The sequence below is a fragment of the Prauserella rugosa genome (genome assembly GCF_000719975.1).
Taxonomy (GTDB): Bacteria; Actinomycetota; Actinomycetes; order Mycobacteriales; family Pseudonocardiaceae; genus Prauserella; species Prauserella rugosa.
On the sequence record NZ_JOIJ01000002.1, the window covers coordinates 113,777 to 136,168 of the forward strand.

The following is a 22,392-nucleotide window of genomic DNA, read 5'->3' on the forward strand; positions in this document are numbered from 1 at the left end:
GTACCCGGACAGCCGAAGGCCCCCGGAGCCTGCGGCCCGCGCCGTGCGCGTGACCGCGGTCCCCGGGGGCCGGATGTCGGTCCGACTCGTCTTACACGCGGGCCGGTTTCTTGTCCGAATCGGCGTAGTGGCCCGCCATGTGAGGTCGCTCGAGCTTCTCGCCCTCGACGTCGACGTTCGGGATGATCCGGTCGAGCCACTTCGGCATCGCCCACGCCTTTTCCTTCATCAGGTACATCAGCGACGGGATGAGCAGCATCCGGATCACGAACGCGTCGAACACGACCGCCACGGCGAGGGCGAACCCCATGGACTTGATGATCACGTCGTCCATGAGGACGAAGCCGGCGAACACCGAGGTCATGATCAACGCGGCGGCGGTGACCACCCTCGCGGAGTTGCGGAAGCCGTCCACGATCGCCTCGCGGTACGTCGCGCCGTGGACGTGCGCCTCACGGATCCGCGTCACCAGGAACACCTGGTAGTCCATCGCCAGCCCGAAGACCACACCGACCAGCAGGATCGGCATGAAGCTGACGATCGGCCCGCCGTCGAAGAGCCCGAACCAGCCCTCCTGGAACAGCGCCACGGTCACCCCGAGCGTGGCCAGCACCGACAGGAGGAACCCGAGCGTGGCGGTCAGCGGCACCAGCAGGGAGCGGAACACGAGCACCAGCAGGACGAACGCCAGGCCCACGACGATCGCCAGGTACGGCACGAGCGCGTCGTTCAGCGTCTGGGAGATGTCGGCCATGATCGCGACCGTGCCGGTGATGCCGAGGTCCACACCGGTGCGGTTCTCGAAGTCCGCCTCCCCGCTGCGCAGGTTGTCGAGCAGTTGCTCGGTGCGCGCGTCCTCGGGGCCGAACTCGGGCTGCAGCATGATCATCGTGCCCTTGTCGCCGCCCGGCGCGGGCACGATGTGGCGGACGCCGTCCTGCTCGGCGGCCCACTGCTGGGCCTGCTGGTAGGCGGCCTGCTGCGCCTGCGGGTCGTCGGCGATGTCGCGGGCGTCGACGACGAGCATCATCGGGTCGAGCTTGCCCGGCCCGAAGGCCTCGCTGACCAGTTCGGCGGCCTGCCGCCGTGAGGAGTCCTCCGGCGCCGTCGAGTCGCTCGGCATGCCGAGCCGCAGGTCCTTGAACGGGATGGCCAGGACGCCGAGCGCCACGACGACCAGCAGGGTCCACGCCAGGGGGCGCTTGCCGATGAACCTCGACCAGCGGACACCGTTGTTGACGATCTTGCCGTCGTCCTCGCGCTTCGGCCGGTACTTGCGGAACGTCAGGCCGAAGGTCTTGCCCTTGAGCATGCCGACCACCGCGGGCAGCAGGGTCAGCGCGACGAGCACCGCGATGGCGACCGTGGCCGCGGCGGCCAGTCCCATCGCGGTCAGGAACGGGATCCCGACGACGCTGAGCGCGGCGAGGGCGATGATCACCGTCAGACCGGCGAACACGACGGCCGAGCCCGCGGTGCCGACGGCGATGCCGAGCGCGGTCGCCTGGTCGTCGGTGTGCTCGAGTTCGCTGCGGTAGCGCGCGAGGATGAACAGCGCATAGTCGATGCCGACCGCCAGGCCGATCATCGTGGCGAGGATCGGGGTCGTGGAGGTGATGTCGTCGCTGAACACCGTCATCGCCGAGATGCCGAGCGAGCCCAGCCCGACACCGACGCCCGCGGTCACCACCGGCATGCCCGCCGACACGAGGGAACCGAACGTCAGGCCCAGGATGATCAGCGCCATGACGATGCCGATGATCTCGGCGGTGCTGTCGAACTCCATCACCTGCATACCGGAGCCGCGCACCTCCATGCGCAGGTCCGACGAGGCGGAGTGGTCCTCGACGGTCTGCAGGATCCGGTCCTGGGTCGCCGGGTCGACGTCGGCGACCTTGTCGACGTCGAGCGCGAAGTCCAGCAGGCCGGTGCGGCCGTCCTCCGACAGCGGCGACGAGGCGGCCAGCTGCGGGCGGACCTGTTCGAGCGCGGCCTCCCGGTTGAACGGCTGCCCCTGCGCCTCGGCCTGTTGGCGAGCCTGCTGCAGGGCCTGCTGCTCGGTCGCCGCCGCCATCTGCACCGGGCCGACGAGGTCCTGCTCGCCCTGCGGCACGCTCTCGATGTCGCGCAGATCGTCGATCAGTGCGTCGACCGCACGCATGTTCTCCGGCGAGGACAGCTGCTGCCCCTCGGGCGCCTGCACGACCACCTGGACACCGGCCTCGTCGGTGGGCGAGGACTGCCCGTCCAGGATCTCCGGCAGCTTCTCCGCCGCCTCGACGGACTCGATGCCGGGGATCGTGAACTGATCCGACATCGGCTCCGACTGGGTCACGGAGAAGGTGCCGACCCCGCCGAGAACGACGAGCCAGGCGATCAGGAAGAACGGCCACCGTCGGTACGCGGACCTACCGAGGCGGAAGAGAAGTTGTGCCATGCGCGGATTCGGCTCCTGGAGACGTGACGGACTGTGGCTCGTGTCGCACGGTGGCCGGCACCGTTGCCGGCGGGATCGGCCCGAGGCGCACACAGCTCCCCCGCTGCGTGCCGCGAGGCCGGATGCGCGGGCGTGGCCGACGTCTTCGACGTCGACGTGACCGGCTCCGAGAGCGGCGGCGTACCCACGCGCAGGCCGTAAGATACGGCTCGTATCTTACGGCGTCACGCCCACTGTACATGACCCGAAGGGGCGATCGCCGCGTGCGCCCGTCACAGTGCGCCGATGGTCCGGCACACGGCCGAGTGCACCGGACCATCAGGGCGAGTGATCCGCCCGGCCCTCGCCGTGACCGCGCGCTGCTCGCCGCCGAGGCAGCCCAGCCTCAGGTACCCCGTGCGGGCAGGCCCGACACGGCGTCGGCCGAACCCTGGGAGCTCGCATCCGGGGCGCTCGTGTCCGGCACGGCCGGTTCCGGGGTGGCAGAGTCCGGGGTGGCAGAGTCCGGGGTGGTCGCGGCGGAAGATCCACCGGCCCTGCGGCGGCCGAGCTCGGCGAGGATCGCGGGCAGGACCTCGTGGACGTCGCCGACCACGGAGTACGTGGCGCGCTGCATCATGGGCGCCTCCGGATCGGTGTTCACGGCCAGGATCACCGTCGAGTCCATGCACCCGACCCAGTGCTGGGTCGCGCCGCTGATGCCGCACGCGATGTACAGCTCGGGGGCCACCTTCGTGCCCGTGAGGCCCACCTGGTCGCGGTGTGGCCGCCAGCCGTTGCTCGTCGCGACGCGCGAGCATCCGACGACCCCGCCGAGTGCGTCGGCGAGCTCCTCCAGCGCGGTGAATCCCTCGGCGCTGCCGACGCCCCGTCCTCCCGAGACGACCACGGGTGCCGCCGACAGCGACAGTCCCCGCTCGCCCTCGGTGCGTTCGACCAGACGTACCCGCGCGTCACCGGGCGACAGCTCGGGGACGACGTCGACGACCTCGCACGCGCGGCTGTCCGCCGGTTCGTCCGGATGCCGCGCGCCCGAGACGGTGCAGCCCGGTGCGACCGTCGCCATGCGCACCGGTGCGGTGAGGTCGGCGTCCTCGAGCAGTACTCCCCCACTGCGGGTTCGGGTGATCCGCCACGTCTCCGTCCCCGCACCACGGCCGGTGCCGCCGGTGTCCGGGAACCCGGCGTGGCCGACGTGGGCGCTGTCATCGAGTTGGGCGCCGTCGTCGATGTGGACGCAGTGCGTCGCGAGCGGGGCGCCCAGGCGTGCCGCGGTGTGGGCGAGCACCTCCGCCGGCCGGGTCCCCGCCGTGGCGAGCACGCCCTCGGGCCGGATCCGGTCGACCAGCTCGGCGACCACGGCGGCCCAGGCGTCCGGAGAATAGGAGGCCAGCAGCTCGTGCCGGGTCACGTACAGCCGGCCGACACCGCAGGCACCGGCGGCCTCCACAGTTCCGGCACTCACGGTCCCGGGGCCCACCGGGTCGGTGTGTGCCGGGTCGTCGGTGATGATCACGGCGTCCACGCGCTCGCCGAGCCCACGGGCCTGCGGTGCGAGGTCGGCGGCCTGCGCCGGGTCGTCGAGCAGGATCAGCACGGTCGTCACACCTTTCCGAGTCCGGCCAGTACGTCGACCACGGCGGGGGCCGCGTCGGCGCCCCGGCCCAGGGGGATCGCCGCGCCTCGCCGGTCAGGTGGGGTGCGCAGCCCGACCGTGCGCAGTCCCCGTCCTGCGCCGGGGTCGTAGGCCACCACGTGCAGCTGCGCCTTCTTCGCCTTCAGCCGGCCGGGCAGCGTCGGATAGCGGGGCAGGTTGAGCCCTTCCTTGACCGCGACCACCGCCGGCAGGACGAGTTCGAAGACCTCGGTCCCGGCGTCGCCGTCCCGGCTCGCCCGGACGCTCCCGCCGGTGGCCGAATGCTCCGGGCGTTCGCACCGCAGTCCCTTGATGCCGCCGACGACCGGCAGGCCCAACGCGGCCGCCAGGCGCAGTCCGACCTGGCCGTGGCCCGCGTCGGCGGAGGTGTCACCGACCAGCACCAGGTCCGGAGCCGAGCCACCGGTCACACCGGCCGCGAGCGCCTCCGCCGTCATCTGCGGGTCGGTTTCGGACCGTCCGATGTCGACGAGGACCCCGCGGTCGGCACCCATCGCCAGCGCATAGCGGAGCTGCTCGGCTGCCTCCTGCTCGCCGGCGGTGACCACGGTGACGGATCCGCCGTGCTGGGCGACCAGACGGACGGCCTCCTCGATGGCGCACTCCTCGTGCGGCCCAATCGTGAAGCCGAGATGCCGGGTGTCCACCGCCGTCCCGTCGTCGGTCAGCGGCACCTGCGAGCCCAGTGCGGGTACCCGTTTGATGCAGACCACGATGTCCACGACCGGCTCCCTTCTCCCGGCGCCTCACGCCTTCATACGGGTGTCGTCGGGATCGAACAGTGGGGTCCGGCCCACGCGGGCGACCGTGACGGGATACCGCTCGGCCATGTACTCCACCTGCAGCTGGGTGCCCTCCGTGGCGTACTCGCCCGGCAGGTACGCCATGAGCAGGTACTGCCCGAGCGAGGGGGCGCGGCCGGCGCTGGTCACGAACGAGCCGCGGCCCCTGCGGTCGACGATGCGCTCGCCCTCACCGGTGAGGATCGGTTCGCCGCCCTGCGGATACCGCGCGAGACCGTCGGCGGAGGTGTGGTCGTCGACCGTGAGCGTGCAGAGTGTGGCGGCCGGCTCGCGTTCGCGCGCGGCCAGGTAGGCGTCCTTACCGATGAAGTCGGCCACCTTGACCTTCGGCAGCGCGAGCCCCGCCTCGACGGGGTCGTACTCGCCGTCCAGTTCGGCCCCCATCAGCCGATAGCCCTTCTCGAGCCTGCCCGTGGTGCCGTAGACACCGATACCGGCGGGCACGATCCCGTGCGGTGCACCCGCCTCGGCGATCGCGTCCCACAGCGCCTGCCCGTGTTCGAACGGCGCGTGCAGCTCCCAACCGAGATCGCCCACATAGGACACCCGCAGCGCGAGCACCGGCATGCCGGCGACGTCGATCCACCGGGCGGTGCCGAACGGCAGCGCCGCGTCGGACACGTCGTCGCCGGTCGTCGCGGCGAGCACGTCCCGTGCGCGCGGCCCCCACAGGCCCAGCGTGCACACCGCCGAGGTGACGTCCACGAGCGAGGCCGACCGATCGTCGGGCAGATGGCTCTCGAACCAGAACCGATCGCGAGCGCCGTCCGCACCACCGGTGATCACCCGGAAGCGGTCCTGCGCCAGCCGTACGACGGTGAGGTCGCTGCGGAACCCGCCACCCGGGGTCAGCACCGGGGTGTAGCAGAGCCTGCCGACGGGTCGGTCCAGCTGCGCCATCGTCAGCCGCTGCAGGTAGTCCAGCGCCCCCGGACCCTGGACGTCGAACTGGGCGAACGCCGTCAGGTCGATCATCGCGACGCGTTCCCGCAGGGCGAGGTGCTCGGCGTCGATCACCGGCGACCACCATCGGGCGTCCCACTCGTGCGGCCGGCCGGGGATCCGTTCGGCGAACTCCTCCACCAGGTCGCGATTGGACTCGTACCAGTGCGGCCGTTCCCAGCCGCCGGTCTCGAAGAACACCGCACCGAGCGCCTGCTGCCTGGCGTGGAACGGCGAGAGCCTGCGGCCCCGGCCCGACTCCCACTGCTCGCGCGGATGCACGATGCCGTAGGTCTTGTTGAAGCCCTCCTCGGCGCGCGCCCGCACGTGCTCGCGCGTGCGCTGGTGCGGGTAGAACCGCGCGATGTCCGCGCCGTGGAGGTCGAACTCCGTGTCACCGTGGGTCATCCACTCGGCCAGCATGCGGCCGACGCCGGGGCCCTCCTTGATCCACACCGCGGCGGCCGACCACAACCCGTCCACCTCGGGCGAGGGTCCGAGTACCGGTGCGCCGTCCGGGGTGATCGACAGCAGCCCGTTGATCGCGTGGCGCACTCCCGCGTCGGGACGGTCGAGGATGCTGCCGAACAGTTCCAGGGCCTGTTCCAGTTGCGGGTCGAAGTCGTCGGAGGTGAACGGCAGCTGGGTCGGCGACAGCGCGGCGGCCTCGTTCGACGGGATGTCGTCGGGTTCGTGCAGGATCGGCCGGTGCGCGTAGGACCCGATCTCCAGGTCGGCCCCGCTCTGCCGTTCGTACATCAGGGCGTCCATGTCGCGGATGATCGGATACGCGATCGCGGTGCCGGTCGCCTCGAACTCCGCGATCGGCCCCACGTCCATCATCTGGTGCACCGCGGGCGTGAGCGGGATGGACGCACCGGCCAGGCGCGCGATCCGCGGACTCCACACGCCGCTCGCCACGACCACGAGGGGTGTCTCGATCTCGCCCCGGTCGGTGCGGACGGCCTCGATCCGGCCCGCACGGGTGCGGATGTCGGTCACCTCGGTGTTCGCGGAGACGGTCAGGGCGCCCTGTGCGATCGCCTGTTCCCGCATCAGGGCTCCGGCCTGCAACGGGTCGACGACGGCGACCGACGGGGTCCAGAATCCGGCCAGCAGGATGTCCGGGTCGACGAAGGGCACGAGTTCGGCGACGCGGCGCGGTGCGATCAGCTCGGCCGGGACGCCCCACGCGCGGGCCGAGGCCATCCGCCGCTTCAGCTCCTCCACGCGGGCGGGTTCGCGCGCCACCTCCACCCCGCCGCAGGTGATCAGCGTGCCGAGCTTCTCGTACTGCCGCATCGAATCCGTCGTCAGCGCGGTGATCTCCCGCGAGTGGTCGACGGGGAAGATGAAGTTCGACGCGTGGCCCGTCGATCCGCCCGGGTCCGGCAGCGGTCCCTTGTCGAGCAGGACGATGTCGCGCCACCCGGCCTCGGCGAGATGGTGGCACACGGAGTTGCCGACGATGCCCGCTCCGATCACGACGACGTCGGCTCGCTGCAGCATGGTCATCTCGATCACTCCTCTAGGACAGCCCCACGACCTGGCCTGCCTCGTCGATGTCGATGTGCTCGGCCGCGGGCCGCGACGACAGGCCCGGCATGGTGCGCATGTCCCCGCAGATCGGGTAGACGAACCCGGCGCCCGCCGACAGCCGGACCTCCCGGATCGGCAGTCGCCATCCCTCGGGCACGCCCTTGCGGGCGGGATCGTCCGACAACGACAGGTGCGTCTTCGCCACGCACACCGGCAACGCGCCGAACCCGTGGCACTCGTAGGCGTCCAGTTGGGCGCGTGCCGTGCGGCTCGGCTCGATCCCGTCGGCGCCGTACATGCGCCGCGCCACGGTCTCGATCTTCTCGGTCAGCGACAGCTCGTCCGGGTACAGCGGGGTGTAGTGGTTCGGCTCGCGGCACGCCTCGGCCACGGCCTCGGCGAGTTCGGCCGCGCCCTTGCCGCCTTTCGCCGCGTGGCTGGTGATCGCCGCGCGCACGCCCTCCGACGCCGCGACGTCCACGATGGCCTGTTTCTCGCTCTCGTGGTCACCCGGGAACGCGTTCGCCGCCACGACCGGCGTCACGCCGTGGGCCCGCACGTTGGCGATCTGCTTGCGTAGGTTCGCCGCGCCCGCGTGGACGTCGTCGGGATTCTCCTCGAGCATCTCGTCGGGCAGCGGGCGTCCCGCCACGACGCGGTACCGGCCGGTGTGCGCCTTCAGCCCGCGGACGGTGGCGACGACGACGGCGGCGTCCGGTACCAGCCCCGAGGTGCGGCACTTGATGTTGAAGAACCGTTCGGCGCCCATGTCCGCGCCGAAGCCGGCCTCGGTCACGAGATAGTCGCCGCAGTGGATGCCGATCAGGTCGGCGACGACCGACGAGTTGCCGTGGGCGATGTTGCCGAACGGTCCACAGTGCACCAGCGCGGGGGTCTGCTCGGTCGTCTGCAACAGGTTCGGTTGCAGCGCATCGCGTAGCTGCACGCACATCGCGCCCGCGGCGTGCAGGTCCTCCGCGGTCACCGGGTTGCCCGCACGGTCATAGGCGACGACGATGCGCCCGAGCCGTGCCCGCAGGTCCGGCAGCGACCGTGCGAGGGCCAGCACCGCCATGACCTCGCTGGCCGCGGTGATGTCGAAGCCGGTCTGCCGCGGCAGGCCGTCCTGCCGTCCCCCGAGTCCGGTCACGATCTGCCGCAGGTCGCGGTCGTTGACGTCGAGCACGCGCCGCCAGGCGATCTCCAGCGGGTCGATGTCGAGGGCGTTGCCCTTGTGCAGGTGGTTGTCGACCATCGCCGCGAGCAGGTTGTGGGCCGACGTCACGGCGTGCAGGTCACCGGTGAGGTGAAGGTTCACCGCCTCCATCGGCACCACCTGGGAGTAGCCGCCACCGGCCGCCCCACCCTTGATGCCGAACGTCGGTCCCATCGAGGCCTGCCGGACCGCGATCACGCCTCGTGTGCCGATGTGCCCGAACGCCTGACCCAGGCCGACGGTCGTGGTCGTCTTGCCCTCGCCGAGCGGGGTGGGGGTGATCGACGTGACGACGACGTACTTCGCCCGCGGCCGGTCGGCCAGTGCGTCGATCGCGTCCAGCGCGATCTTGCCTGCCGACCGTCCGTACGGTTCGAACAGCTCGGCGGGGATTCCCATGTCCGCGGCGACGTCCGACAGTGGTTTGCGGACCGCGGCGCGCGAGATCTCCAGGTCCGACGGCATGACTCACCCCTCCCCTCCCTGCGCTCTCCGTGCGCCCTCCCGGGGCGCGTCGGAGAGCTCGGTGACGAGGCGGGCCGTGGCCCGCACCCGGTTGAACGTGTAGAAGTGCAGTCCGGCCGGCACCGGTGCCCGGCGTCCGCCGACCCGATCGGACGCCTCACTCGGCGCGGATCCGCTCATGAGATCGGCGAGCCCGCGCAGCACCGCGTCCCGGCCCGCCGCCGGCCGCAGCAACCGCCGCACGAGCGAGTGGTGGGCGGTGACGAACCGCAGCGAGTCCCCGACCCCGATCCGCGCTCCGACCCTGGCGAGCGTGGCCGGGTCGACGGCCCCGGGCACCCCGACCACAACCGGCAGTCGCACGTCCCGTTCGCGGGCGCGGGACAGGAACGTCGCGATCGCGTCCGGGTCGAAGCACAGTTGCGTCACGACGTAACTCGCGTAGTCCTGTTTGGACAGCAGGGACGACCACAGGGCCTCGTCGTCGATCACCGGATGCCCCTCCGGATAGGCCGCGACGCCGACCGACGCGGGCAGCCTGCCCAGCTCGGCCATGCCGCGCAGCAGCGCGAGGCCGTCGGGGTACGGCCCGGCGGGCTCCGTCGCGTCACCGCCGACCACGAACACCTCGTCGACCCCCGAACCGGCGAGCCGATCGAGCACGCCCGCCAGCTCGTCGCCTCCGGTGATCTGCCTGGCGGCCAGGTGCGGCACCGGACGCAACCGCTGCGCGGCGAGCTTCTCGCACAGCTCGACGGTGGCGCCGGTCCCGCGCCGGGGCGAGGCGGTGACGGTGACGACGGTGTGCTCCGGCAGTGCGCCGGTCTCCTCGAGCACCCCGCGCACGGGCAGCACCTCGTACCGCGGGCGGGCCAGCAGCGGCGCGAGCGCCCGTGCGGTGCGGCGGTTCCGTGCCCGTGGCGCCCTCATCGTTTCGGAGTCTCCTTCCGCGGATCGACGAACGGCTTGTCGACGACCCCCGCGTCCCGGATCCCGTCCGGGGTCCGCACCGTGACGGCCGTGCCGGTGCCACTGAGCCCGACGGGCACCATCGCCAGCCCGATGTTGCGTTCGAGCCGAGGCGATCGGCAGGCACTCGTCACCGTGCCGACGGTGCGGCCCGCCGTGTCGAGCACCGCGTACGGCTCGATCATCGAGCCGTCGTTGTAGGTGCCGAGCGGTTCGCCGCCGATCTCGAGCCCCACCATGAGCCGGGACACGCCCTCCTCACGTGCGCGAGCGAGCGCGGCCTTGCCGACGAAGTCGGCCTCCTGGTCGAGATCGACCATCCAGTGGTAGTCGTAGCCAACCTCGAGCGGATTGGTGTCGAGCGTGATGTCGCAGCCGTAGGCGAGCATCCCGGCCTCGATCCGCCGCATGTGGCACGGGCCGATCGGCCGCATGCCGTGCGGACGCCCGGCCTCCCACACCGCGTCCCACAGCCGTTCGGCGTCGCGGGATGCGTCCCGCAGGTAGAGCTCGTAACCGATCTCGCCGGAGTACCCGGTGCGGCTGACCACCACCCGCATACCGTCCACAGTGAACTCGCGCAGGCGGTAGTACGGGACCTCCAGCACCTCATCACCGAACAGGTCGCGCACGACGTCCTTGGCGAGCGGACCCTGCACCTGCAGCGGCGCGACGTCGGCCTCGCCGATGTGGACGTCCCAGCCGCCCGCGTGCGCCAGCCCGAGCGCCCACAGCCGGACGTCCGAATCGGCCAGTGACAGCCAGAACCGGTTCTCCTCCAGCCGGAGCAGCACCGGGTCGTTGATGATGCCGCCGTCGGGCGCGGTGACGAAGACGTACTTGCACTGCCCGACGTCACACTTGCTGAGATCGCGGGGAATCAGCATGTTCGTGAAGTCGAACGCGTCCGGCCCGGAGATCTCGAGCTGACGCTCGACACCGACGTCCCAGAGGGTCACCCCCTGCAGCAACGCCCAGTACTCGCCGACCGGGTCGCCGTAGTGCCGGGGGTGATAGGTGTGGTTGTACACGCTGTACATCGCGGCGCCGGCAGCACGGGATTTCCAGAAATACGGGGATTTCCGGAGTCGCGTGTACAGCAGGACCGCGGGTGCGCCGTCCGTACCGGCCCCGTTCGGTGCGGGTGCGGTGCCGAGGCCGCTGCTCGCGCCCGAGTCGAAGGCCGCGCCGACGCGCGTGTCGAATGCGGTGTTCATGGCATCGGTCATGGGGCCACCTCGTTGTCCGGCCCGGTTCGATGTGAAGTGCGTACTGGGCGAACGCCCGCCGCCTCGTCGCCGACGCGTCTGCGATGCGCGCGGTTGCGTCCTGCGCAACGAGTTCTGTATTACTAAACCGCGTGACCCCAGGATGGGCCGCCGCACATCCGGCGTCAAGAGGTGTGACAGCGGTTTCCGCGCCGCCGAGATCATCGCCTCGACCAGGCGAAACCCAGCGATTTTCCCGGCGCGGCGACAGCGGGCCGCGCGAGGGCTCCACGCTCGCTTCCGGCCCTCCCGTCGAGCCGTTCCGCGCACCGCGCACGGTCTCGGACTACCCGTCCACCTCCACGTCAACCGCTGTTCGGTGTCGTTGGATGCTGTGTGACTGTGATCGGTGCCCTTCTTTCGTCGGGTGCCGCGCTCGGCCCCAGGTCGGCAGACTCTCGTAACCGTTCACGACACGGATCCGCCGCCACCCCCGACGGCGGCGCCATCACCTGGAGGTACCCGTGGTTTCTCGTAGACGGTTTCTCGGCTATTCCGCCGCAGCACTCACCTCGCCGTTCTGGGCGCCCGCGATCAGCGCGCCGTTCGCCTCGGCGGCACCCGAACGCCTGACGTTCGTCCTGCGCAACGACTCCGGCACGACGGCACACGCCTACATCGCCGGGTTCTCCGACGCACAGGGCAAGCCCGTGTTCGTCCGCCAGGACGGCACCGAGTACTTCCCCGAGGCCGCGGGCGCCGAACCGCAGCCGCTCGACGAGGACCCGTCGATCGCGATCGACGGCAGCGTCGAGGTGAGCGTTCCGCGCATGTACGGCGCCCGCGTCTACTTCGTCACCGACGACAAGCTCGAGTTCCAGGTCGCCGCTGCCGCCGACGGCACCACGACCGTCGTGCACCCGGACTTCGTGTCCGACGCCGACGCCAACTTCGGCAAGGACTGGACGTTCGCCGAGTTCACGCTGAACGCCGAGCAGCTCTACGCCAACATCAGTTACGTGGACTTCGTCGCCGCCCCGGTGTCGCTGCACCTCCAGGCGGCCAGCGGCGACCAGGAGGTTCCCGGCATGCCGACCGGCGGCATGGACAAGGTCGCGCAGGCGTTGCGCGACCAGGGTGGTTCCTGGCCGACGCTCGTGCAGGAGGCTGACGGCGCGGTGGTGCGGGTGCTGAATCCGAACCACCGCGCCGGCGAGTTCGAGGGGTACCTGGAGCCGTACGTCGACGAGGTCTACGCGAAGTATGCGAACGAGACCCTGTTCGTCGACACCCAGCGCGACGACATCGGCATTCTGGAAGGCCGTGTCGAGGGTTCCGAGCTCGTCTTCGGTTCCGAACGGTTCGCCAAGCCGTCCTCAGTGGACATCTGGGGGTGCAACAGCGGGCCGTTCGCCAACAACCCCGACAGCGACTCGCCGGAGCGGCTGGCCATCGTGCCGCGGCTGGCTGCGGCGTTCAACCGCACGACGCTGTTGATCAATCCGAACCAGCCGCACGAGGAGGACCCGGCGACGTTCTACGACGCCGAGGTCACCAATCACTACGCGCGCATCGTGCACGAGAACCTGCCGGACGGGAAAGGCTACGCGTTCGCCTACGACGACGTGAGTTCCGACGGCGGCGAGGACCACAGCGGCAAGGTCAACGCCGGTGACCCCGAGGTCTTCACCCTGACGCTCGGCGCGCTGCGCTGACCCACGTTCCCGGGCCCGGCAGCGTGTGTCGCCGGGCCCGGGAACGGCCAGTCACCGGTCGCCGTAGACGTGCTCGGCGACGATGCCCTTCATCGTCGCCAGCATGTCGAGGGTGTCGGCGGAGAAGCCGCCGGTCTCGGGAACGGCAGGCACGTCGGTGCCCGCCGCGTCGATCATCGACCATCCGCTGCCCAACCGGATCAGGCTGCCGTGCTTGGTGTCGTAGTAGTCGGGCGACACGCTCACCGCAACACCGCGCGCACCGGCCGCGGCGGCCAGCAGGTGCAGGTGGAAGCGCGTCGAGATCCACACCTGGTCGGCCGCGGCCGGGATGCCGCGCCGCCACAGCGCCGACATCGGCACGAACTCGGCGTCCGGGAGCTCGGCCGCGATCAGGTCGTAGACCGCGCGGTCGACGCGCGGGATCGCCTCGACGAACGTCAGCTCGCTCGACTTCACCTCCCACCCGCGCAACAGGCCGAGGACGCGACCGGCGAGCGCGGGCGGTTCGAGCGCGCCCATGTCCGACTGCACGCACACCATGAACCGGCGCGCCTTGTCGTGCTGCTCGGGCGTGGGGACGTCGAGGAACACGTCGTCGCACGTGGCCTCGGCACCGGCGGAGGCGAGCAGTGCGGCGGACGGTTCGTCGCGCGTGTCGACGACGTCGAAGTGCGCCACGAGTGCGTGCAGGAGTTCCTCGCTGCCCGGCGCGTGGGGCACGAAACCCTGTCCCGTCAGCGCCAGCCGCGCACCGGAACGTTCGCGTGCGGCCACGGCACCGGCGAGCAGGCCGACGTGCTGCGGCCAGAGCGCGTTGACGTACCCGCCGCCGATGATGTGGACGACGTCCATCTGCCCCAGCAGTTCGACCCCGGGATGGCAGCGCGGTGCCATCCCGGGGTCGTGCAGCACCTTGCGCACCCATGCGGCCACCTGCCACGGGTCGTCGGAGGGGGCGGCCTCCGTGCTGAGCCGCCACAGGGTGTTGGTGCACCGCAGATTCGGATGGAGCCCGGCGAGCATCACCTGGGCCGTGCCCGGCGTGTGACAGTCGAGCCACACCTCGGCCTCCGGCGCGACGCGCGCCAAGTACCGCAGCCACGTCGCGGCCAGGAGTTCGTCACCGAAGTTGGGAAGGCCGGTGGGACCGATCAGGTAGATCCGGCGCGGTGACGCCGAGTCGGCACGAGACATACCGACGCACGGTAACAGCACGACCGCACCCCGCACGGACCTCTCCGCGAAGTCCCTCGGGAACAGGGCGGATCACGGAACGGATGGTGGGTCGAATCCCCAGCGGACCGCCTTCGCTGTCGACGTCGTGGTGGTGCCGTCGCCGAGCTCGTGGTCGTCGTTCCACCCGATGGCGTACACGTGGCCGTCCGAGCGCAGGAAGAACGCGTTGGCGTGGTTTCCCGCCGCCATGACGACGTCGCGGGCGTTGTCGTCGCTGGCGAGGTCGAAGCCGCGCGTGGTGGTGTTGCCCGAGAACAGCTCGCCGTGGTCGTTGTGGCCGGCGGTGACGAGGCGTCCGTCGGCCAGGGCCACCCACGACTGGTCGTAGCCGGTGGCCACGTGCGTGGCCGGACCGTACGACTCCAGGCCCATGGACGCCGGCGCGTCCTCGGCTCCGTGGCCGCCGAGCCGGGACTGCCCGTCGTGACCCCAGCCGTGCACCACACCCTCGGTGGTGACGGCCAGGGCGTGCAGCTGACCGATCGAGACCATGCCGTAGGTGGTGCCGTCGGCATTGATCCTCGTCGGCGCGTTGCCGACGTCGCCGTGGGTGTCCGACCCGTCGCCGAGCAGGCCGTAGGCGTCCCACCCCCACGTGTGGAGGTCGCCGCCGGTGGTCACGGCCCCACCGGTGTAGTAGCCCATGGACAGCTGCGCGACCCCGGAGACATCGACCCGCACGGGCGTGGACCTCGTCGCCGTCGTGCCGTCGCCGACCTGGCCGTAGCCGTTCTGTCCCCAGGCGTAGACGTTGCCGGCCGTGGTCACCACACCGGTGGTGTCGTGGCTCGAGGAGATCTGTGCCGCGGGTTCGGGCAGGTCGAATGCCACCGGGTGGTCGCTCTGGGTGCTGCCGTTGCCCAGTCCGTACGCGTTGTGGCCCCACGCCCACACCCGGCCGTCCGCGGTGACCGCGTACGAACTCGAGAATCCCGCCGCGATGTCCACCACGCGGGTCGCGTCGCTGCCGCCGTCGAAGGCGGGCAGCATCGTGGGCACGCGGGCGTCGTCGGTCGCCTCACCGCTGTCGCCCAGGCCGAGCCGGCCGCTGGAACCGTGACCCCAGACCCACACGCGGCCCAGCGAGTCGAGGGCGAGGGTGTGGCGCCGGCCGTTGGCGATCCCGCCGAACGTCCACGTCTCCCCGGCCAGGCTGATCGGGTCGGCATCCGCACCCGTGGAGTCCTTGACGGCGTACGTCGCCGACCACGGGCCGGGTGTGTCCGGGTCGAAGTCCGAGTTCCAGGTGATGCTGCCCTTCAGCGCGGAGCCGTCGCCGTCCGGATCGTCCTCGGCGTCGGTGGCGGTGACGAGCCCGCGCAGGTACTCGTCGGTCGTGGGATCGTCGCCCACCTGCCCGAGGAACGGCGTGGTGTTCGCCCCCGCGTCGGTCAGCGTCGGCGGGGTGTTGACCCGGACGCTCGCGATGGCCTCGACGGCCTGCCTGCCGCTGCCGGTCCACCCTGTCCGGTAGTCGCCCGCGGTTCCCGTCGCCTGTGCCGACGCTCCGAAGTGGACCGGCATCGACACGACCTCGTAGCCGTCGACGACCTGGGTCGTCCCGTCCTCGCCCGCGCTGATCCGGTTCGACAACAACACGACCTGGAACGAGTACGCCTGCTGCTCGCCCGCGCCGAGAGTCAGCGTGGGCAGCGGCACCGCCTGTCCCGTCGTGGGCGGATCCGCACCCGGCATGTCGCCGGTGTCGGCGGTCTCGGGGGTGATCACGCTGGCGCCCGAGTGCTCGCCCGCGGCGACCGCCTCGGCGATCTCCGTCTGCGGCGTGCCGCCCGGCCACACCAGCACGACCCCGCGCTCGCCGATGTCCTCCCCGGACTCGGCGGCGATGTAGTCGAACAGGGTGAGATCGCCGCGCCACGGCGCGGTGCCGCTGTTGGCCACCGTGAACGCCAGCTCGTACGGCCTGCCGTGTTCCAGGGTGCTGCCGCTGCCCGCGGCCTGCCCGCCGATCGTCATGTCCCGGATCTCCAGGCCCGGATGGCCCGCCGAGGCCGTGCTCGAGCCCGCAACCAGGTCGGAGAAGTACGCCTGGCTGCTCGTCGTCATCAACACCAGCATCACCACCGCCGCCAGCACCGCGGCGATCACCGACCGGTGCACCGTGGCCACGCGGACCCGGCGGTGCCGTCCACGCGCCCTGTCGCGTCCCGTCACGTCGCCTCGCCTGCCCTCGTCCGAGCCGGAATGGTCGCTGTCACGATCCGCCCGCGGGCCGGGCGTGGCGACGTGGGTGTGCCGTCCGCCGCCCCTACGTGCCCGCATACCCCACTTCGGAGTGCGACAACCGGCCGCTACGCGGGTCGGCGGTACCACCGGCACACGGAGGCCGGCTGTCGACGACCGCATGGCGAGGCAGGTGCCACCGTGGCGCAGCGAAACCGGGTAGCACAGCGAGACCGGGTGGCACAGCGAGGCCGAACCCGCCGGGTACGGAACACGCCGAGGTCCCCGCACCCTCTACGGGCGCGGGGACCTCGGGCGATCAATTCCGGGCGATCAGTTCCGGGCGATCGGCGTACGCGTCGAGTGCCGGTATCAGTGCGCGATGGTGACCGCGCGCGTGTTGAGGTAGGCCTCCATCGCCTCGTGGCCGCCCTCCGAGCCGTAGCCCGAGTCCTTCACCCCGCCGAACGGCAGTTCCGCCGACGGCATCGCGGGCGTGTTGATCCAGAGCATGCCGACCTCGACCCGCCGGGTCAGCACGTCGGCGTTGGCGAGCGAGCGCGTGAAGGCGTACCCGGCCAGTCCGTACGAGAGCCGGTTGGCCTCCGCGACCGCCTCGTCCAGTTCGGTGAATCCGCGGATCGCCGCCACCGGCCCGAACGGCTCCTCGTTGAACACGCGGGCCTCCGACGGGACCTCGTCGAGGATCGTCGGCGCCCAGAAGTTACCCGCGTCGCCGACGCGCTCGCCGCCGGCGAGCGCCGTCGCGCCGCGCTCCACGGCGTCGGCGTACAGCCGCTCCATCGCCTCGACCCGGCGGGTGTTGGCGAGCGGGCCCATCTCCGTGCCGTCGGCGAGTCCGTCCCCGACCTTCACCGCGGTCGCCGCATCGGCCAGCGCCTTCGCGAAGTCGGCCCGCACCGATTCGTGCACGAGGAACCGGGTCGGCGAGATGCACACCTGACCGGCGTTGCGGAACTTCGCCTTCGACATGGTCTTCACCGCGAGTTCGACGTCGGCGTCCTCGCACACGATGACCGGCGCGTGCCCGCCGAGCTCCATCGAGACGCGCTTCATGTGCTGGCCCGCCAGCCCGGCGAGCTGCTTGCCCACGGCCGTCGAACCAGTGAACGTGATCTTCCGGATGACCGGGTGGGCGATCAGGTACTCCGAGATCTCCGCCGGGTCGCCGTAGACCAGCGCCAGCACGCCCGCGGGCAGGCCCGCGTCCTGGAAGGCACGCACGAGCGCCGCCGGGCTCGCCGGCGTCTCCTCCGGAGCCTTCACGATCATCGAACATCCGGTGGCCAGGCAGGCTCCGAGCTTGCGCACGACCTGGTTGATCGGGAAGTTCCACGGCGTGAACGCCGCGACCGGCCCCACCGGGTCCTTCACGACGAGCTGCTGCACGGCGGGATTCGCGCGATGCGGCACCGTGCGGCCGTACACGCGCAGGCCCTCGTCGGCGAACCAGTCGATGATGTCCGCCGCGGCGAGGATCTCCCCCTTCGCCTCGACGAGCGGCTTGCCCTGTTCCCGGGTCATCAGACCGGCGATCTCGTCCGCGCGCTCGCGCACCAGCGCCGTGGCCTTGTGCATGATCGCGGCGCGCTGGGCGGGGGTGTAGTCGCGCCACACCTCGAACCCGCGGCGCACCGACTCGGCCGCCCGATCCAGGTCCTGCTTGCTCGCGTGCGCCACCCGGCCGATCACCTGCCCGGTCGCCGGGTTGTGGACGTCGATCCAGCGTCCCTCGGCCGCATCGCTCCACTCGTCGTCGATGAACAGCTGGGTGTCCGGGTAGGTCATCGCAGTCCTCCTTCGGGCGTGCGCTCCAGGCGCGGCATCACGGCACAGACGGATGCGATCGGCATCCGTCGCGAACGGGCCGGATGCGCCGACGTCGGCCGCCTCCGGTCCACCCTCGACCGTATACGTTCCGGCGGCCGCGCCGCCCCACCGGAACCGCGATCAACGCCACCGTCCCGAAACGGCCACCCTCACCCACCCGAGATCCCGGGCACGAACGCCTCGAGCACGGTGTAGGCGGCCAGCGCGACGATCGAGGCGCTGCTGACGACGAACGCGGCGGTCAGCCAACCGCTGCGCTTGAACCGGGCGTCGACCTCACGGGTGCGCAGCCGCCACACGGCGAAGAGCACGGCGAGCAGGAAGATCCCGGTGGCGATCGCGCCGATCTGCATCATCACCAGCGGCGACTGGACGAACAGGAACATGCACAGCCACAGCACGGGCAGGCAGACGGTGAAGATCCGCAGCACCCGCGCCCGCACCCGCACGTCGTGCCAGTCGATCACGCCCAGCAACCCGAGCGTGTTGGTCCACAGGCGGGGCACCGCGGCCGCCGAGGCGATGTTGGTCGAGAACAACACGATGATCGCGCCGCCGAGGAACAGCGTCTCCGCCCACGGTCCGAGCGTGTCGGTGTACATCCGCGACACGGTGGTGATGACGTCGTTGCCCTCGGGCACCAGGCCCTGTGGGTGCAACACGCTCGCACCGACGACGTAGAACGACAGCGTCGCGACCGTGCAGGTCAGCCACGACACGAACACGTCGAGCTGCATCACCTTGATCCAGCCCTCGGCGCGCCGGGCCCGCTCCTCGCTGCCGTCGTCCGGCCCGGTCCACCGGGCGTAGCCCTTCTCGAGACACCAGTAGGTGTAGTTGGTCATGTCGTCCGCGCCGACACCGGTCGAACCGAACATCGCGACCGCGAGGCCCACGGTGCCCGCGGGGATGGCGAAGCTCAGTCCGCCCGCGAAGTCGCCGCCGTCGTAGGCGAACGGGGTGAACGGCAGCACGAGCACCAACGCCACGGTGCTGAGCGTGAACAGCGCCACCGACCACGTCGTGATGAACTCGACCACGCTGTAGCGGTTGCTGCGCAGCAGTCCGACCGTCACCACCGTGACGATCACCGCCCACGTGGCGAGCGATCCGCTGCTGAGGGGCTGCCCGACGATCGGCCACAGGATCGAGCACGCCGCGGCGGTCCCGCCGATGACCCCGCCGCGTTGGAAGTTCTTGGCGAGGTCCAGTCCGATCCAGAGCCAGTTGATCCAGCCCATCCGGCCGATCCGCGGTGGCACGGTCGCGTAGCCGGCCAGTGCCGTCTTGCCGCGCAGGATCGCCCACCTGGCCAGTTCCATCTGGACCCAGACCTTCACCGCCGCGCCGACGATGACCATCCACAACAGGACGAAACCCGCCTGTGCGCCGAGGGACGTCGTGACGATCAGTTCGCCCGAGCCCACGACGGAGGCGGTGAGCACGATGCCCGGGCCGAGATGACGCAGCCGGCCCCGCATCGTCGTGGGCGCCTCCCGGACGTCCTCGTCACGGAGACGGTAGGCATCCTCGACCGGAGTGTGCGGCGTGTCTTTCGTGGACATGGCGGGCTTCCCTTCGGGTCGGCGTCGTCGCCGGAAGGCCGTGGGACGGCCGGGGGCGAGGGCCGGTCAGCCGATCGCGGACCGGAGCCGGCGGGCCTGGGTGCGTACCGACGGCGGGTCGGACGGATCGCCAAGGAGCTGGACGCCGACCCCGACGCCGGCGCACCCGGCAGCCAGGCACGCGCCCGCGAGCTCGGGTCCCACGCCACCGGTCGCCATCATCGGGACGTCCGGCAGCGGGCCGCGGAGCTGACGGATGTGCTCGGCCCCGACCGGCGAGATCGGGAACACCTTCACCACGTCGGCCCCGAGCCGCACGGCCCGCACCACCTCCGTGGCGGTGAACGCTCCGGGCACGGTGCCGAGGCCGAGCTGCCCGGCGCGGGCGAGCACGTCCTCGTCCACATGGGGCGAGACGACGAACTGCGCTCCGGCGTCAGCGGCACGCTCGACGTCGGCGGCGGTCAGCACCGTGCCCGCACCGACCGGGAGCTCATCGCCGTACTCCGCACGCAGCGCGGTGATCGCGGCGAACGGGTCGGCCGAGTTGAGCGTCACCTCGAACAGCCGGATTCCCTCGCCGTGCAGAACCTCCGCGAGCGAGAGGCACTCGCGCGGCGACTGACCGCGGAAGATCACCATCGCCCGGTGCCGCCGGACCTGGTCGAGAATGTCGTGGGCCATGGTCGTTGCACGTTCCTCTCTCGCGCCGGGAGGTCACCGGCGCCTGTGGTTCGGCGGCGCCTGTGGTTCCCATATGCCTGTGGTTCACAGATGCCTGCGGGGCACCGGGTGGCCCCGGCGTCCGGTGAGGAAGTCGAAGTCGGCTCCGGTGTCGGCCTGGCGCACGTGGGAGCGGTAGAGCCACTCGTAACCCGAGGCCGCTTCCGGGACCGTCGGGCCGCTCTCCCCCGCTCTGCGGCGCAGTTCCTCGTCGCTGACATCCATGTCGAGGCGCCGCGCGGGAACGTCGAGGGTGACGCGGTCGCCGGTCCGCAGCAGCGCCAACGGTCCTCCAGCGGCCGATTCCGGCGCCACGTGCAGCACGACGGTGCCGTAGGAGGTTCCGCTCATCCGCCCGTCGGTGATCCGCACCATGTCCCGGACGCCCGCGTCGAGCAGTTTCTTGGGGATCGCGAGGTTGCCGATCTCCGGCATGCCCGGGTAGCCGGCGGGTCCCGCGCCCCGCACGACGAGCACCGTTCCGGCCTCGACCGGCAGGTCCGGGGAATCGGCCTGCGCGTGGTACTCCTCGATGGTGTCGAACACCAACGCCGGCCCGGTGTGCCGCATCAGCTCCTCGGACGCGGCCGACAGTTTGATCACCGCTCCGTCGGGCGCCAGGTTGCCGCGCAGCACCGCGGTGTGCCTGCCCGCGTCGTGGACGGGCGCGGAGCGCGTGCGGACGACGTCGGTGTTCCAGTTCGGCGCGTCGGCGCAGTTCTCCCCGAGGCTCTTGCCGGTCACCGTGGCCGCGTCACGGTGCAGCAGCTCACCGAGCTCGCCGACCACGGCGGGCAGCCCGCCCGCGTAGGCGAACTCCTCCATGAGGAACCGCCCCGACGGCAACAGGTCGACCAGCAGCGGGACGTCGGCCGCCAGCGCGTCGAAATCGTCGAGGGACAAGGCGACCTCGGCCCGTCCGGCGAGGGCGAGCAGGTGCACCACCGCATTGGTGGAACCGCCGATCGCCGCGTTCACCCTGACCGCGTTCTCGAACGACCGCCGGTCCACAATGGAGGACGGCGTCAGTCCCTCGTCGACCATGGCGACGATCCGGCTGCCCGCCGCTTCGGCGATCCGGTACCGGGCCGCGTCGACCGCGGGGATCGCCGCGCTGCCGGGCAGCGACAGTCCGAGTGCCTCGGTCAGACACGCCATCGTCGACGCGGTCCCCATCGTCGTGCAGTGGCCCGCACTCCGCGACAGGCACGCCTCCGCCGTGGCGAAGTCCTCGCGGCTCATCCGCCCGGCCCGGACCTCCTCGCTGAACTGCCAGACGTGCGTGCCGGACCCGGCGTCGCAGCCACGGAACTTGCCGTTCAGCATCGGCCCGCCCGTCACCATGACGGTCGGCAGGTCGACGCTCAGCGCTCCCATGAGCTGCGCGGGCACCGTCTTGTCACACCCGCCGAGCAGGACGACCCCGTCGAGCGGATTGGCGCGGAGGGTCTCCTCGACGTCCATCGCCATGAGATTGCGGAACATCATCGCCGAGGGCCGCATCAGGGTCTCGCCGAGCGAGACGGTCGGGAACTCCAGCGGAACGCCGCCCGCCATCAGCACGCCGCGCTTGACCGCGTCGGCCACCTGGCGCAGGTGCGCGTTGCAGGGCGCGAGGTCCGACGCACTGTTGGCGATGCCGATCACCGGCCTGCCGTCGAACATCGACGACGAGTAGCCCTGGTTGTACATCTTGGACCGGTGGACGAAGCCGAGTTTGCCGTCGAGTCCGAACCAGGCGGCACTTCGGCGGCCCGAGTGGTCGTTGCCTGACGTCATCGTCGTCCCACCTGCACTGTCCCACCTGCACGGCATCAGTTTTACATGTAATTTCTCGACTGAGCATATTCCGAGCCCGCGGTGCATGCAATAGTCCGCC

The 22,392-nt window shown here is 71.1% G+C and carries 14 protein-coding genes; 1 reads left to right on the top strand and 13 read right to left on the bottom strand.

The window, feature by feature from the left end; translation table 11 throughout:
* Positions 1–91: 91 nt before the first annotated feature.
* From IF64_RS0103125 to IF64_RS0103155, 7 genes are all read right to left on the bottom strand, one after another.
* A complete protein-coding gene (locus IF64_RS0103125; RefSeq protein ID WP_030530456.1) occupies positions 92–2,437 on the bottom strand; it encodes an MMPL family transporter in 2,346 nt (781 codons plus the stop codon).
* A gap of 385 nt (positions 2,438–2,822) precedes the next feature.
* Positions 2,823–4,034, bottom strand: a complete 1,212-nt coding sequence (locus IF64_RS25130; RefSeq protein WP_169741917.1) for an electron transfer flavoprotein subunit alpha/FixB family protein — start codon at positions 4,032–4,034, stop codon at positions 2,823–2,825.
* A gap of 5 nt (positions 4,035–4,039) precedes the next feature.
* The gene (locus IF64_RS0103135) at positions 4,040–4,816 is read right to left on the bottom strand and encodes an electron transfer flavoprotein subunit beta/FixA family protein (protein ID WP_030530458.1); all 777 of its coding nucleotides are present in this window, start codon (positions 4,814–4,816) and stop codon (positions 4,040–4,042) included.
* Between the two features lie 24 nt (positions 4,817–4,840).
* Positions 4,841–7,354: a GcvT family protein gene (locus IF64_RS0103140; RefSeq protein WP_030530459.1), complete on the bottom strand. Its 2,514-nt coding sequence runs from the start codon at positions 7,352–7,354 to the stop codon at positions 4,841–4,843.
* Positions 7,355–7,367: 13 nt separating this feature from the next.
* Positions 7,368–9,059: a formate--tetrahydrofolate ligase gene (locus tag IF64_RS0103145; protein ID WP_030530460.1), complete on the bottom strand. Its 1,692-nt coding sequence runs from the start codon at positions 9,057–9,059 to the stop codon at positions 7,368–7,370.
* A gap of 3 nt (positions 9,060–9,062) precedes the next feature.
* Complete coding sequence (locus tag IF64_RS0103150) at positions 9,063–9,989, bottom strand: methylenetetrahydrofolate reductase (RefSeq protein WP_030530461.1); 927 nt, start codon at positions 9,987–9,989, stop codon at positions 9,063–9,065.
* Positions 9,986–11,257: a glycine cleavage T C-terminal barrel domain-containing protein gene (locus tag IF64_RS0103155; RefSeq protein ID WP_246134714.1), complete on the bottom strand. Its 1,272-nt coding sequence runs from the start codon at positions 11,255–11,257 to the stop codon at positions 9,986–9,988. Before IF64_RS0103155 ends, IF64_RS0103150 begins: the two co-directional genes overlap by 4 nt.
* A gap of 503 nt (positions 11,258–11,760) precedes the next feature.
* Here IF64_RS0103155 and IF64_RS0103160 point away from each other — a divergent pair.
* Positions 11,761–12,951, top strand: a complete 1,191-nt coding sequence (locus IF64_RS0103160) for a glycoside hydrolase family 64 protein (RefSeq protein WP_030530463.1) — start codon at positions 11,761–11,763, stop codon at positions 12,949–12,951.
* A gap of 51 nt (positions 12,952–13,002) precedes the next feature.
* On the opposite strand, the gene IF64_RS0103165 is transcribed toward IF64_RS0103160, so the two are convergent.
* The 6 genes from IF64_RS0103165 to IF64_RS0103190 all read right to left on the bottom strand — a co-directional run bounded on the left by IF64_RS0103165 (position 13,003) and on the right by IF64_RS0103190 (position 22,292).
* The gene (locus tag IF64_RS0103165) at positions 13,003–14,148 is read right to left on the bottom strand and encodes a polysaccharide pyruvyl transferase family protein (RefSeq protein ID WP_030530464.1); all 1,146 of its coding nucleotides are present in this window, start codon (positions 14,146–14,148) and stop codon (positions 13,003–13,005) included.
* 72 nt (positions 14,149–14,220) lie between these two features.
* Positions 14,221–16,473 (bottom strand): RCC1 domain-containing protein, encoded by a 2,253-nt coding sequence (locus tag IF64_RS0103170; RefSeq protein ID WP_169741918.1) that lies wholly within the window; start codon positions 16,471–16,473, stop codon positions 14,221–14,223.
* A 273-nt stretch (positions 16,474–16,746) separates the two neighbouring features.
* Positions 16,747–18,183, bottom strand: coding sequence for an NAD-dependent succinate-semialdehyde dehydrogenase (locus IF64_RS0103175; protein WP_030530466.1), 1,437 nt, complete (start codon positions 18,181–18,183; stop codon positions 16,747–16,749).
* Between the two features lie 191 nt (positions 18,184–18,374).
* Positions 18,375–19,790, bottom strand: coding sequence for an Nramp family divalent metal transporter (locus IF64_RS0103180; protein WP_030530467.1), 1,416 nt, complete (start codon positions 19,788–19,790; stop codon positions 18,375–18,377).
* Positions 19,791–19,856: 66 nt separating this feature from the next.
* Positions 19,857–20,474 carry a bifunctional 4-hydroxy-2-oxoglutarate aldolase/2-dehydro-3-deoxy-phosphogluconate aldolase gene (locus IF64_RS0103185; protein WP_036875666.1) on the bottom strand — a complete coding sequence of 206 codons (618 nt, stop codon included), beginning with the start codon at positions 20,472–20,474 and terminating at the stop codon, positions 19,857–19,859.
* Between the two features lie 84 nt (positions 20,475–20,558).
* Entirely contained in the window at positions 20,559–22,292 is a 1,734-nt protein-coding gene (locus tag IF64_RS0103190; protein WP_030530469.1) for an IlvD/Edd family dehydratase, read from the bottom strand.
* Positions 22,293–22,392: the final 100 nt, after the last annotated feature.

Excerpts from the sequence above, each read along its gene's own strand:
- IF64_RS0103125 (WP_030530456.1), bottom strand. The coding sequence starts at position 2,437 with ATGGCACAACTTCTCTTCCGCCTCGGTAGGTCCGCGTACCGACGGTGG.
- IF64_RS0103140 (WP_030530459.1), bottom strand. The coding sequence starts at position 7,354 with ATGACCATGCTGCAGCGAGCCGACGTCGTCGTGATCGGAGCGGGCATC.
- IF64_RS0103145 (WP_030530460.1), bottom strand. The coding sequence starts at position 9,059 with ATGCCGTCGGACCTGGAGATCTCGCGCGCCGCGGTCCGCAAACCACTG.
- IF64_RS0103150 (WP_030530461.1), bottom strand. The coding sequence starts at position 9,989 with ATGAGGGCGCCACGGGCACGGAACCGCCGCACCGCACGGGCGCTCGCG.
- IF64_RS0103155 (WP_246134714.1), bottom strand. The coding sequence starts at position 11,257 with ATGACCGATGCCATGAACACCGCATTCGACACGCGCGTCGGCGCGGCC.
- IF64_RS0103165 (WP_030530464.1), bottom strand. The coding sequence starts at position 14,148 with ATGTCTCGTGCCGACTCGGCGTCACCGCGCCGGATCTACCTGATCGGT.
- IF64_RS0103170 (WP_169741918.1), bottom strand. The coding sequence starts at position 16,473 with ATGCGGGCACGTAGGGGCGGCGGACGGCACACCCACGTCGCCACGCCC.
- IF64_RS0103175 (WP_030530466.1), bottom strand. The coding sequence starts at position 18,183 with ATGACCTACCCGGACACCCAGCTGTTCATCGACGACGAGTGGAGCGAT.
- IF64_RS0103180 (WP_030530467.1), bottom strand. The coding sequence starts at position 19,790 with ATGTCCACGAAAGACACGCCGCACACTCCGGTCGAGGATGCCTACCGT.
- IF64_RS0103185 (WP_036875666.1), bottom strand. The coding sequence starts at position 20,474 with ATGGCCCACGACATTCTCGACCAGGTCCGGCGGCACCGGGCGATGGTG.
- IF64_RS0103190 (WP_030530469.1), bottom strand. The coding sequence starts at position 22,292 with ATGACGTCAGGCAACGACCACTCGGGCCGCCGAAGTGCCGCCTGGTTC.